This window comes from Gemmiger formicilis, assembly GCF_018784445.1.
GTDB lineage: Bacteria > Bacillota > Clostridia > Oscillospirales > Ruminococcaceae > Gemmiger.
The window spans coordinates 1-257 of record NZ_WQOH01000074.1; the positions used below are offsets into that span (position 1 = coordinate 1).

The 257-nt window shown below is 69.6% G+C and carries 1 protein-coding gene; it reads left to right on the forward strand.

Features of this window, described 5'->3' with window-relative positions; translation table 11 throughout:
- On the forward strand, positions 1 to 257 hold a 257-nt coding region (locus tag GPK89_RS14735; protein ID WP_215694307.1), incomplete at both ends, for an NAD(P)/FAD-dependent oxidoreductase.

Genomic DNA, 257 nt, shown 5'->3' on the forward strand with positions numbered 1-257 from the left:
CTTTCCGGGGACAGGCTGACCGGCGTCCGCCTGCGGGACACCGTCACCGGTGAGGAAAGCGTGGTGGACTGCGACGGCGTATTTGTCAGCGTGGGCCGACAGCCCGCCACGGCGCTGGCGGTGGGTCAACTGGCGCTGGACGGCGGCGGCTATATCGTGGCCGGAGAGACCACGGAAACCAGTATTCCCGGCGTTTACGCCGTGGGCGACGTGCGGACGAAGCCCCTCCGTCAGGTGGTCACCGCCGTGGCGGACGG